Annotated in this window: 12 protein-coding genes; 5 read left to right on the plus strand and 7 right to left on the minus strand. The window is 47.8% G+C overall.

Annotated features, from left to right (window positions below; translation table 11 throughout):
- Nucleotides 1–207 precede the first annotated feature (207 nt).
- From KNO95_RS11780 to KNO95_RS11800, 5 genes are all read right to left on the minus strand, one after another.
- Nucleotides 208–843, minus strand: coding sequence for a response regulator (locus KNO95_RS11780; RefSeq protein WP_015880838.1), 636 nt, complete (start codon nt 841–843; stop codon nt 208–210).
- 2 nt (nt 844–845) lie between these two features.
- Nucleotides 846–1,868, minus strand: coding sequence for a sensor histidine kinase (locus KNO95_RS11785; RefSeq protein WP_026826762.1), 1,023 nt, complete (start codon nt 1,866–1,868; stop codon nt 846–848).
- Nucleotides 1,865–2,554: a cell wall-active antibiotics response protein LiaF gene (liaF, locus tag KNO95_RS11790; protein WP_214701126.1), complete on the minus strand. Its 690-nt coding sequence runs from the start codon at nt 2,552–2,554 to the stop codon at nt 1,865–1,867. The genes KNO95_RS11785 and liaF overlap by 4 nt, the downstream gene beginning before the upstream one ends.
- A 78-nt stretch (nt 2,555–2,632) precedes the next feature.
- The gene (locus KNO95_RS11795; protein WP_214703933.1) at nt 2,633–3,277 is read right to left on the minus strand and encodes a PspA/IM30 family protein; all 645 of its coding nucleotides are present in this window, start codon (nt 3,275–3,277) and stop codon (nt 2,633–2,635) included.
- A 22-nt stretch (nt 3,278–3,299) separates the two neighbouring features.
- Entirely contained in the window at nt 3,300–3,689 is a 390-nt protein-coding gene (locus KNO95_RS11800; protein WP_214879083.1) for a lmo0954 family membrane protein, read from the minus strand.
- Between the two features lie 245 nt (nt 3,690–3,934).
- Between KNO95_RS11800 and rsgA the strand changes: the two genes are divergently transcribed.
- Both rsgA and KNO95_RS11810 read left to right on the plus strand, forming a co-directional pair.
- Nucleotides 3,935–4,900: a ribosome small subunit-dependent GTPase A gene (gene rsgA / locus KNO95_RS11805; protein WP_214879085.1), complete on the plus strand. Its 966-nt coding sequence runs from the start codon at nt 3,935–3,937 to the stop codon at nt 4,898–4,900.
- Between the two features lie 114 nt (nt 4,901–5,014).
- Nucleotides 5,015–6,292: an Nramp family divalent metal transporter gene (locus tag KNO95_RS11810; protein ID WP_268745959.1), complete on the plus strand. Its 1,278-nt coding sequence runs from the start codon at nt 5,015–5,017 to the stop codon at nt 6,290–6,292.
- A 48-nt stretch (nt 6,293–6,340) separates the two neighbouring features.
- Here the strand turns inward: KNO95_RS11810 and pflA are convergent, their stop codons facing one another.
- Together pflA and pflB are read right to left on the minus strand one after the other, a co-directional pair.
- On the minus strand, nt 6,341–7,057 hold the full coding sequence (gene pflA, locus KNO95_RS11815) for a pyruvate formate-lyase-activating protein (RefSeq protein ID WP_026826768.1): 717 nt from the start codon (nt 7,055–7,057) through the stop codon (nt 6,341–6,343).
- Between the two features lie 57 nt (nt 7,058–7,114).
- The gene (gene pflB, locus KNO95_RS11820) at nt 7,115–9,349 is read right to left on the minus strand and encodes a formate C-acetyltransferase (protein ID WP_026826769.1); all 2,235 of its coding nucleotides are present in this window, start codon (nt 9,347–9,349) and stop codon (nt 7,115–7,117) included.
- A gap of 373 nt (nt 9,350–9,722) precedes the next feature.
- On the opposite strand from pflB, the gene KNO95_RS11825 reads away from it, so the two are divergent.
- Genes KNO95_RS11825 through KNO95_RS11835 form a run of 3 tightly spaced genes read left to right on the plus strand, consistent with a single transcriptional unit; the run spans nt 9,723 to nt 12,006 of the window.
- Entirely contained in the window at nt 9,723–10,145 is a 423-nt protein-coding gene (locus KNO95_RS11825; RefSeq protein WP_214879087.1) for a hypothetical protein, read from the plus strand.
- 53 nt (nt 10,146–10,198) lie between these two features.
- The gene (locus tag KNO95_RS11830; RefSeq protein WP_214879088.1) at nt 10,199–11,365 is read left to right on the plus strand and encodes a DEAD/DEAH box helicase; all 1,167 of its coding nucleotides are present in this window, start codon (nt 10,199–10,201) and stop codon (nt 11,363–11,365) included.
- Nucleotides 11,362–12,006 (plus strand): hypothetical protein, encoded by a 645-nt coding sequence (locus tag KNO95_RS11835; RefSeq protein ID WP_026826772.1) that lies wholly within the window; start codon nt 11,362–11,364, stop codon nt 12,004–12,006. Before KNO95_RS11830 ends, KNO95_RS11835 begins: the two co-directional genes overlap by 4 nt.
- The last annotated feature ends 88 nt before the right edge of the window (nt 12,007–12,094 follow it).

Here is a 12,094-nt window from a genome sequence, read left to right on the forward strand (position 1 = left end):
TAGCCTGGTCTATCAAATAAGAAAAGGAGTTGGATTCCCGGCATGTGCTCTGGGACTCCAACTCCTTTTTATCACTTCACTTTAAGGAAAAGCACATCGTCTGTAAGGCGATGTGCTCAAACCGGCTGATGAGTCAGTGATTTGTCACAGTCATAGACATAGACGTCATGGGCCTGCCCCCGCTGGCGCATGTAGCTATGTAGTCGGTCATCCTTTACTGACCAAATTATGTTGGAATGCATAGACGACCGCTTGTGTCCGATCGTAGACGTCAAGCTTCGTCAAAATATTTGAGACGTGTGTCTTCACCGTTTTCAGTGAAATGAACAATTCATCTGCGATCACTTGATTCGATTTACCTTCCGCCATCAGTTGCAAGATTTCTCGTTCACGGGCAGTTAGACTCTCATGGAGTGTCATTTCCGGATGGCGCAGACGTTCGAGCATCTTTCCCGTCACTTGGGCGGCCATGACGGGATTTCCGGCAGCGGTTTGACGAATCGCATCCGCGATTTCGTTCGCGTTCGCCGTCTTGAGGACATAGCTCATCGCACCGGCCTCGATCACCGGATATACTTTCTCATCATCTAAGAAACTCGTCACGACTAAAATTTTCGCTTCTTTCCAACTTGCTTTAATTCGTTTCGTCGATTCGACCCCGTCAACAGGCTCCATAACCAGATCCATGAGGACGACGTCCGGTTTTTCTGCAATGGCAAGCTCCGCTCCCGTTGCTCCGTCCGACGCTTCGCCGACGACTTCGATGTCCGGTTGTGTCGATAAAAAAGCAGACACGCCCGCTCGGACCATTTCGTGATCATCAATTAATACGACTCGAATCATCATTACCCCTCCACTTGTTGTTTCACACGTACTTCGATTTGTGTCCCGACATTCGGCACACTGACCAACCGCAACGTTCCACCGACTTCTGCCGTGCGCTCTCTTATCGATTGTAATCCATATGAGGCGACTTGTGTATCGTCCACATTAAATCCGATTCCATCATCGTTGATCTTTAAAATGACCGTCTGTTGCACTTTACGCATCTCGATTTCCAAACGTTTCGCTTTGGCGTGCCGTAACGTGTTACTGATGGCCTCCTGTACGATGCGGAATAGTTCATTTTCGGTATGACGGGACAGCTTCACTTCTTCTAATCGCCAGACGAGCTCGGTCGACTGTTTGCGCGACAATTCTTCTAACAAACGTTCGATTCCCGTCTTGAGTGTCATGCCTTCTAGTTCGACCGGTCGCAGCTGCAGGAGTAACGAGCGCATCTCCGCCTGTGCCGTTTGAGCCATGAGCTCGACTTGTTCCATTTGCTTACTCGCTAATTCCGGTTTCGTCTGCATCGTCTGTTTGACCGCCGTTGTCATCATCGAGATGGCGTAGAGCTGTTGACTCACCGAGTCATGAAGTTCTCGTGCGACGCGACGTCTTTCTTCGACGACGGCCTCACTTCGCGCCTCTTCTACACTGATTGGGCGCTCTCCGACACGCTTCGCCATCTCGATCATCTCTTGCCGCTGTTTTGACACGCGGACGATTCGTTCGAGTGTATCCCGATAAGGAGACATCGGACGGAATGTGATGTCTTTTTGATTTTCCAGTTTCCACAAGGCATTGGCGACTTCTCGAAAGTCTCGACGCAAATAAAAGTAAGAGCCTACGCCGAAAATACTCCCAATCAACACGGCAATGACAAGGATGGACACACCGAAAGGCAACCCTTCTTCCCGCGAAAATAAATCGCTCAGTGAAGTCGAGTCACCTATGAGAAACGCTACTGTGATTAAGAAAGCCGTCAAGAGGCTACTAAATAACTGATGCCAAACGACCGTTCGTGGATAAGAATCTTTTTTCATACCGTCATCACCTCGACACTTCCGCTCATGAGCACGATATGAATCCGAACTTTCCGTGTGGCTTGAACATAATCATCGGACGCTGTATAGAAGCGGCGATTGAACACTGGCGAATAGTTCGAGTCATCTACCTGAACTTTACCGAAACCGATCGACGCATCAATCGAATAGTCATAACCCGCTGGAATGAGAATTCGGATGTCTCCTGCAAGACCATTCAGGAGTAAGAACGTCTCCCCTTCCGGAATAATGGCTTGTGATAGGTCCATCTCGACATCCCGTAGTAAAAAGAACTCGTTCGTATCACGTAACACATAGTGTCCTGATTCTTTCATACCGAACGAGAAAGCTTGCTCCTGGCGAAGGGGTGTCCGAATTTTCGCTTCGACTGGTCGATTTTTATAGAGTCGGTACCCGAATAACAATAACAGTCCCGAGAGCACGAATCCGAATGCGGCAGATGAGAAAATCAAGCCGATCAAGAGGATGCCGCCAATCGCATAAAAGATATAGCTCGCTGACTGCTTGCCCCGACGACTGAACCGTCGTCCGATATAGAGGAGAAGTAGCGGGAGAATCATGCTGAATAAGACGCTATTCCCACCCGTCACGATATCGATAAACAGTCCGACTGAAAATAAAATAATCATGAATCCGATGATTTGACGTGTGTTCCAACGCTCCATGTCCCTTCCCCCTTTCTGTTTATATGTATGAAGCAAAGAAAGCGATGACCTCATTTAGGTCATCGCCGAACCGTCACCTCACTCCTGTTTAAAGCGACGCTCCAGTTCTTTTAGTTTTGCTTCAAAATCATCTTCGTCTGCTTGCGTGTCTTGTTTCTCTTCAGCAGGCTCTTCTTTCTTTTCTTCCTCAGTGAAAGGATGAGACTGTGACGTGTTCTGACCAAAAATTTGGTCGAGTGTCCCTTTTAACAGATCTAGATTTTCACGCATCGCGAACTCATATCGTTTGTTCTGCATCTCATCGAGCTTGAGTTTCATCTCGAGCGCACGACGTTCAAGTGCATCCAATTCACGCTCTCCTTCATCAATCAAGCCTTCAAAATAACGGTACTGTTCTCCGTAATGTTTCGACTCGAGCGCTGCACGCTCTGCCAACTTCTCTTCATCAGCTTGTTTCGCCAGCTCTGTCTGTTCATATCGCTTATCCGCCATTTTCTTGGCATCGTCACGTTTTTCAGCAAGTTCTGAGAGTAGTGTACGTTGACGTTCAACAAGTCGCTCAACAGACAACGCTTCCTTCTCCGCTCCACGGATATGACGGTTCAATTCCGCTTCTCCGCTTGAACGTGGCATCTCTTTATCTTGATACTTCTTCACTTCTTTTGAAATCTCTTTCGTCAACTCATTCGCTAATTCACGAAACTGATCAAACGGTGTCTTCATGGTGAATCCTCCTTATGAAATCTTAACGACGATTAACAAATTTCTGCCATACTTGATCGAACTGTTGGAAGCTGCTACGGCCAGCACGAGTTCCATCCGCATCTAAAATCTCGACATCCGGATCTCGTTTTTGTCCCGTATACATCATATACCCTTTAAATAACAACCATGCCACAATCACTCCGACGAGTGCCCAAATGTTCGAGAGCATCGTCCCAATCCCGACGACAGCAAGGATTCCGAAACCAACTTTAGCACCGATGTGTGTCACAGCCTGAAAACGGACTCCAGCCCAAAGCGTCAAGAGAGCTCCTAATCCGAACAAAATCATATTCGGTAAAGCACCGATTAACACGAGCACTAGAGCGATCCCGGCCACGATGAACAGCACCTTCTTCATTTGGTGATTCATCTGTCATCCCTCCTTATTAAGTACACTCTTATCATAATACGTTATTTTGTATAGGTCGACGAGCGGAAGGCTTGTTTCGCCTCGGTCTTTAGACTGAGATGTTACCGTTTTCAAATATTATGGTAAACTTATGCTATCGAACAATGAAAGGATGATGTTTTATGAGCAACATGATGCATGCACGCCACCTAATGTCAGCGAATCGGAGGGCTGTCGTCCTCCATCATTAAAAGGAGGATTCTATTTTGTTTCAACAAACTGAAACGGGACGTGTCACGGCACAGTTCCAACATCTTTATACGGTTTCCATCGGAGAGAAAGGTTATATGTGCGGAGTCTCCGGAAAATTTCGACATGCAGCGACGAGCGAACGGGATTACCCGGTCATCGGCGATTATGTCACGATTCAAGTTCGCGAGCATGGTCAAGGTACGATTCACCATCTCCTTGAGCGTCGGACCGTTCTATCACGAGCGGCTGCCGGCAACGAGACACGTGAACAACTGATCTGCGCGAACGTCGACTACGTTCTGATCACGATGGCGTGTGGACACGACTTCAATATCCGCCGACTAGAGCGCTATACGTTAGCCGCTTGGGACACAGACGCCATTCCAATCATCGTCCTGACGAAGACCGACCAAGTCGACTCCGTCGACGCATTGCTTGAAGACATTCAAGTGAACGCACCCGGGATTCAAGTATTCCCCGTCAGTGCCGTGACGGGAGAAGGTGTGGCTGAACTTCGTCACGCGTTACCGAGCGAGAGCACGATTGCATTCGTCGGTTCGTCCGGAGTCGGAAAGTCCACACTGACGAACGCCCTCGCCCACGAGGCACTCGCCGTCACACAAACCGTTCGGGCACAAGACGAGCGTGGGAAGCATACGACGACACACCGCGAACTCTTCCGAATCGATGATTTATACGTCATCGATACACCGGGGATGCGAGAATTCGGACTATGGGAAGGAAGCGAGCATCTCGAGGACACGTTCCGTGATATCGAAGCGCTTGCCGAGACGTGTCGTTTCCGCGACTGTTCACATCAGAAAGAACCGGGCTGCGCCGTCCAAGAGGCGCTTGCGAACGGTACGATAGATGCGAAACGCTACGCGAGTTACCTCAAACTCGAACGAGAACTTCTCTATATGGAGAAGAAACAGGCAGAACATGCACGAGTGTTAGAAAAGAAAAAGCGTCGGTCATAAAGATTAAGAACTGTGAACTTCTCACAGTTCTTTTTTATACGATTTGACAAGCTATTTCACCAGGCGTAAAATTGCCTTATACTTAAAAAGTTTCCTTAGGTAAACAAATTAACCATCAGGCAAAAGAAAGAAGGATATGTCATGTTGAACGAAGTCGAATCGCCTCGAACACATCACTCGATATCTCAAAAAATGAAAACACTCCTCCCATTTCTAGGTCCGGCTTTTGTCGCTTCGATTGCTTATATTGACCCCGGAAACTATGCGACCAATATTGCCGCAGGTTCTCAGTTTGGTTACTTGCTTCTATGGGTGATTTTAATTGCAAACATCATGGCCGGTTTGATTCAAACGTTATCTGCCAAAATCGGAATCGCGACCGGAAAAAATTTACCTGAGATTTGTCGAGATCGCTTCTCTCGGAAAACTGCCATCTTTTTATGGATTCAAGCCGAGTTGATGATTATGGCAACTGATTTGGCCGAGTTTGTCGGTGCCGCTCTCGGAATCTACCTGGTGTTTGACGTAACACTGATTCAAGCCGCACTCCTCGCAGCGGTCGGTTCCTTTGCGATTTTAGAAGTGCAACGACGTGGCTACCGACCTCTCGAAACGGTTATAACAGGTATGCTACTCGTTGTCGCTCTCGCATTCGCCATTCAAACGTTCAGTGCTCAACCTGAAATGAAGCCTCTTTTATCCGGTCTCTTAATTCCTCGTTTCGATGGCACTGAGAGTATTTTACTGGCTGCCGGAATATTAGGTGCAACCGTGATGCCGCATGCCATTTACTTACACTCTGCGTTGACGCAACGACGGATCATCGGAAAAGATACGGTGGCACGAAAGCGAATTATGAAATTCGAACGAATCGATGTGATGATTGCAATGATTTTTGCTGGTGCGATCAATGCGAGCATGTTAATTATCGCTGCTGCTGTCTTTTATAAGAACGGTATAATCGTAAATGACTTGGAGATTGCCCACCAGCAGTTCGATTCCTTTTTAGGTTCACCGATTGCTATGCTGTTCGGGATTGGATTAATGGTCGCTGGACTATCAAGCGCATCTGTCGGTACGTTGGCTGGAGATGTCGTTATGCAAGGTTATATTCAAAAGCATATCCCGATTTACGTGCGTCGTCTAATTACGATGACCCCACCGCTCTTACTCATTTTGTCTGGCGTCAATTTGTCAAACGCTCTCGTTTGGAGTCAAGTCGTTCTTTCGTTCGGCATCGCGTTTGCCCTCGTCCCCTTACTTCTCTTTACGAGCAACAAGCAATTGATGGGCGGACTGGTGAATCACCGCTTCACAACATGGATCGGTTGGGGAATTACAGCGATTGTCATCGCATTAAATCTCTTTTTGATTCTCCAAACTTTTGTCTAATCTCTAAATCAATAAAACAAGCGCAGGCCGATGTGGCCTGCGCTTGTTTTATACAGTTCCCTGCAAAATTCCTTCCGCCCACTCGACTTCATCTGATGTCGGAGGTTTCGTTCCTTTAAGCGGATAATCTAATCCAAGCGCCTCCCATTTGTAGACGCCCATTTCATGATACGGCAAGATTTCGACTTTCTCGACATGGTCTAGCTTCTGAATGAACGCGGCAGTGCGACGAAGCGCACCTTCTTCAAGCGTCCACCCAGGAACGAGGACGTGGCGAATCCACATTTTTGTTCCGCGCTCGGAAAGATGTTCGGCAAGCGCGAGCGTGTTGGCATTGCTACGACCCGTTAGCTTTTTACACATATCGTCATCGATATGCTTGATATCGAGCAAGACAAGATCGGTATGATCTAAAATCGCATCCAAATTAGGAGGACGGAGCGCACCGGACGTATCGAGCGTCGTATGGAGCCCGTGCTTTTTCGCTTCACGTAGTAGCGCCTCTAAAAATTCGGGTTGCGCGAGTGGATCGCCACCAGAGATGGTGATGCCACCATTCGATGCTTCCATGAACGGACGATAGCTGAGCGCCTCTTGAATGACGTCTTCAGCCGAGCGGTGATTATTCTTTTTGAAATCCCACGTGTCCGCATTATGGCAATACAGGCAACGTAACGCACAACCTTGTAAAAAGACGATGAAGCGAATACCAGGGCCGTCAACTGTTCCGAATGATTCGACCGAGTGTACATATCCCATTGTCATCGAAATGACCTCCTAACGAATGAGCGACCTTCCTAACGAAGGCCGCTAAGCCTTTATTTACAACGAACCGTGGAACGTACGGTTGATTACATCAATCTGTTGCTCACGCGTCAATTTGATGAAGTTGACCGCATATCCAGATACGCGGATTGTGAGCTGTGGATACTCTTCTGGATGTTCCATCGCATCAAGAAGAGTTTCACGGTTGAAGACGTTGACGTTCAAATGATGTCCCTTATGCTCTCCACTCATATAACCGTCGAGAAGTGCCGCCAAGTTGAGTTCACGTGCGATTTCTTCTTTTCCGAGTGCTTTCGGTACGATTGAGAACGTGTACGAGATTCCATCCTGTGCGTGCTCAAACGGAAGTTTCGCGACTGATGAAAGTGATGCAGCCGCACCTTTAGTATCTCGTCCATGCATTGGGTTTGCTCCTGGAGCAAACGGTTCACCAGCACGACGACCGTCTGGCGTGTTCCCAGTTTTCTTACCGTAGACGACGTTTGATGTAATCGTGAGTACCGATTGTGTGTGAAGCGCGTCACGGTACGTTTTATGTTTCCGTACTTTTTCCATGAATGACTCGACGAGTTCGACAGCGATCGCATCGACACGGTCATCATTGTTTCCGAATTTCGGGAAGTCTCCTTCTGTTTCGAAGTCGATGATGATTCCTTCTTCGTTACGGACCGGTTTAACGTTCGCGTATTTGATTGCCGAGAGACTGTCGGCCGTTACCGAGAGACCAGCGATTCCACAAGCCATCGTCCGTAAGATTTCTGGATCGTGAAGCGCCATTTCGATTCGTTCATATGCATATTTGTCATGCATGAAGTGAATGACGTTGAGTGTGTTGACGTATAGTTCTGCCAACCAGTCGAGTGTACGGTCGAAATCGGCATATACTTTTTCGTACGTGAGTACATCTTCTGTGTTCATTTCCCAAACCGGGGCAATTTGAGCGCCGTTCTTCTCATCGCGTCCGCCGTTCATGCTATAAAGAAGGGCTTTTGCCATGTTGGCACGCGCACCGAAGAACTGCATTTGTTTCCCGATCTTCATCGGTGATACACAACATGCGATGCCGTAGTCGTCGCCGAATTGTGGCATCATCAAATCATCGTTTTCGTATTGAATGGCCGACGTTTCAATCGACATTTTCGCACAGTATTGTTTAAACCCTTCTGGAAGTTTCGTTGACCAAAGGACAGTCAAGTTCGGTTCCGGAGCTGGTCCAAGGTTTGTGAGTGAATGCAAGAATCGGAACGAGCTCTTCGTGACGTTCGAGCGACCATCTTCACTCATCCCACCGATTGATTCTGTTACCCATGTTGGGTCACCTGAGAATAATTCGTTATAGTCCGGCGTCCGTAAGAATTTGACGATCCGAAGCTTCATGATGAAGTGGTCGACGATTTCTTGGACATCTGATTCGGTCAAACGACCAGACTCGATATCACGCTCTGCGTACACATCAAGGAACGTGGAGACGCGACCGAGTGACATCGCCGCACCATTTTGTTCTTTGATGGCTGCGAGATAGGCCAAGTACACCCATTGATACGCTTCTTGCGTGTTTTCCGCAGGACGACCAAGGTCAAACCCATAAGCCGATCCGAGTTGCTTGAGCTCTTGGAGGGCACGAAGTTGTTCATTCAGCTCTTCCCGCTCGCGGATGTCCGATTCAGATAAGAATCCGCCGCGTTTTGCCAAATCTTTTTTACGTTCTGCCATCAAGAAGTCAATCCCATAGAGAGCGACGCGACGATAGTCCCCGATGATGCGTCCACGACCGTAAGCATCCGGAAGACCTGTGATGATTCCCGACTTACGAGCGGCCCGCATCTCAGGCGTATAGGCATCGAAGACACCTTGGTTATGTGTTTTACGGATTTCTGAGTAAATTTTTGTGATTTCTTCATCTGGTTCGAAACCATATGATTCGAGTGCGGCATCAACCATACGAATACCGCCATTCGGGTGAATCGAACGTTTGAACGGTTCATCCGTTTGAACGCCGACGACTTTTTCTAACTCTTTGTTTAAGTAGCCTGGTCCATGCGACACAATCGTCGATGGTGTGTGTTGATCGACGTCCCAGACGCCTCCACGTTCACGTTCTTCTTTTGTAAGTTCCATCACACGATTCCACAGAACGTTCGTCGCTTCTGTCGGACCTGCTAAGAACGTATCGTTCCCTGTGTATTCATGACGGTTCAAACGGATAAACTCACTGACGTTTACTTCATTCGTCCATTGACCAGGTACAAAACCTGACCATGCGGATTTGATTTCGGTTGCCATGTTGATTCACTCCTCATTCTCGAAAGTAACTGCCTGCTATCTATACTTGAAGTGTACGTGAAAACGTGAACAATATGTTTTACATTATTGTGAAACTTGTAACAATCTTATGAACGTGATAAAACAGCCGTTTTTGAAAGCGTTTTACAAACTGTTATATTCCTTACTTCATAAAGTTTGAAACAGATGAATCCCTGTTAGATAGGGTTTCAATTTCATCTGTACTATTTTGATTGTTCTGTGACTAACTATACAGTTTTTAGAGTGATTTAACTCACATCACTCTGTTAGAACTTGAATTTTCGTGTCGTATCAGACACAATGAAGGCAGAACATTGTATAAGAGGAAGGGGTTCTACTTATGACGTACGAACCATTAACAACAAACAATACCTTTCAAGTCGGCGATCGTATCTCATTGAAGGTCGACGAGGCAGGTGAAAAGCGTGACGGATTTATCACAGAATTTGAAGATGGAGGGTTCTGGATTCGCTTTGACGATGACATCGAAAATGAAGATTTTATCGATTATCGCGACCAACTACTCGCTGCACTTGAGTCGCGTCCAATGAATGTCATCACGACACACCCGGAACTGAAACCGTTCGAGCAAATGACGACCGAGTTACAGTATCGTGTCTATCAAGGATTCACGATTGAACAAGTTAAATTGACAGAAGAAGGTGCGGATGCCCACATCCAACTCATTGAGGACGGTCAAACGTTTACACAGACGTTACGTTCTACAATGGAAGATGGTCAGGAGCATGTTCGCTATATTTGACGAGGGAGCGCTTTCGCTTCCTTTGTTTTTGCCTAAAGATAAGGAGACCGATTATGAATTTTACAAAACCTTTTATTAACGAAACGTGGGAACGGATGGGCTTTAACGAGCCGATGCCGGTCCAAAAAGAAGCGTTTCCCCTACTATTAGATGGAAAAGACGTGACAATCGAAGCACCGACGGGAACGGGTAAGACGCTCGCCTATTTACTTCCCGCGATTGAAAAGATTGATCCGTCGAACGATCGTATCCAAGTCGTCATCGTCGCCCCGACTCGTGAACTTGTCATGCAGATTCAACAAGTCGCACAGCGCTTCACTGAAAAAGGCGACGTCCGCATCGGTTCATTCATCGGCGGTGTCGAATTGAAACGCCAAATCGACCGGATCAAGAAAAAGCCGCATTTGATTGTCGGGACACCGGGTCGTCTCGTCGAGTTGATTGACAAGAAAAAACTGAAGCTTCACGAGACACATACCGTTATTTTAGATGAAGCCGACCAAATCATCGACAGCGGGTTGACAGAGGCCGCAGAACGAATCATCAAGCATACTGCGCATGAGCGTCAGCTTGCACTCGTCTCGGCAACACTCACCGATTCACTCAAAGAGTGGTCATCACCATTCATGAACGAGCCGGCTCATATCAAAATCGAACGTGCTGTCAGCGATCAAGTGACATACGGCTATCTGTTGACGACGCGTCGCTACAAACCGGAACTCCTTCGTCGTCTTTCACACGTCGATGGCGTGAAGGCACTCGCCTTCATCAACAACCGTTCGTTCTTGCCACCTCTTCGAGGAGAATTAGAGAAGTTGAAAGTGGACTATCGGATGCTCGACAGCTTGAAAGGAAAACGTGAACGCGTCGAGACGCTCCGTGAATTCCGTAAAGGGGAATACCCGCTCCTCATCACGACCGGCCTCGCGGCACGCGGCCTCGATATTGAGGATGTGACACATGTCGTCCATTTCGACTTACCGGAATCAATCGACGACTTCATTCACCGTTCAGGCCGTACCGCTCGCGGTAGCGCAGCCGGAACCGTCCTTTCCCTCGTGACGACAGATGATCTCCCACACTTGAAATCATTCGCACGTCAACTCGGTGTCGAGTTAAAAGAACTTGAGATTTATCGTGGCGACGTGATTGAGAAACGGATTGAGGAGAAGCCTCCTGTCGTCAAACGTCCTGAGAACAAGCGAGGACCGCGCCGATGAAAAAAGACCGGAAAGTAATTCCCTTCCCTTTGCTCGTCGAAGAGTCCGAATTGCTTGCCGAACTGAAAAAGTTATATGAGCAAGCGGCTCTTGCGCGAAGCACACAGTGGACGAACTATATTCAAGAGATCGCGTCGGAAGGGACTTGGCATTTAAAAGACGCTGAGCTCTTCCGTGACCTCTTCATCGACTGGGCCGTCTTCTTTGAGACAGACGAGGACGGTATGACGCCCCACGGTCGCTATTTGACTGACCATAAAGGCGACATGTCACCTGCCCTCTATCACGCACTCCGTGGACTTGCTGTCCCGCGTTGCAGCATTTTTGAAGTGACCGAAGACGGTCAGTTAAAAGACTGGGAGTCAAAAGAGACATATGCTGTTCAGTTACCGGAAGAACGTGAGACCGGCGACCTCGTCCTCGGGAAGTTACTCGATATCCGAGGCAGCTGGCGCTTCGGTTCGGCGTTCCTCGCCTTACCCGCGAAAATGTCTGGTAATGTTGTCGATCTATATATCGACTTTACGGATGAAGTCGGTCCCGGTGCCTTTTTGGAGCAGTTCCCAGAGTTCTGTGCGGAACTGATCGACTTGTTACTTGATTTAGAAGAAGGCGTCATCATCCCGAAACCGACTAAGTAAAGGGGCCGGATTTGTATGCAATCATCGCCTCACTATACTTATGGGTGCAAGTTCAGTATTCCAACACTAATACAAAGAGCAGGTATGC

It is taken from the genome of Exiguobacterium sp. ERU653 (assembly GCF_018617775.1).
GTDB lineage: Bacteria > Bacillota > Bacilli > Exiguobacteriales > Exiguobacteriaceae > Exiguobacterium > Exiguobacterium marinum.

What these genes read in the sequence shown, in the direction of transcription:
- KNO95_RS11780 (WP_015880838.1), bottom strand. Translation starts at nt 843, where the DNA reads ATGATTCGAGTCGTATTAATTGATGATCACGAAATGGTCCGAGCGGGC.
- KNO95_RS11785 (WP_026826762.1), bottom strand. Translation starts at nt 1,868, where the DNA reads ATGAAAAAAGATTCTTATCCACGAACGGTCGTTTGGCATCAGTTATTT.
- liaF (WP_214701126.1), bottom strand. Translation starts at nt 2,554, where the DNA reads ATGGAGCGTTGGAACACACGTCAAATCATCGGATTCATGATTATTTTA.
- KNO95_RS11795 (WP_214703933.1), bottom strand. Translation starts at nt 3,277, where the DNA reads ATGAAGACACCGTTTGATCAGTTTCGTGAATTAGCGAATGAGTTGACG.
- KNO95_RS11800 (WP_214879083.1), bottom strand. Translation starts at nt 3,689, where the DNA reads ATGAATCACCAAATGAAGAAGGTGCTGTTCATCGTGGCCGGGATCGCT.
- pflA (WP_026826768.1), bottom strand. Translation starts at nt 7,057, where the DNA reads ATGACAATGGGATATGTACACTCGGTCGAATCATTCGGAACAGTTGAC.
- KNO95_RS11825 (WP_214879087.1), top strand. Translation starts at nt 9,723, where the DNA reads ATGACGTACGAACCATTAACAACAAACAATACCTTTCAAGTCGGCGAT.
- KNO95_RS11830 (WP_214879088.1), top strand. Translation starts at nt 10,199, where the DNA reads ATGAATTTTACAAAACCTTTTATTAACGAAACGTGGGAACGGATGGGC.
- KNO95_RS11835 (WP_026826772.1), top strand. Translation starts at nt 11,362, where the DNA reads ATGAAAAAAGACCGGAAAGTAATTCCCTTCCCTTTGCTCGTCGAAGAG.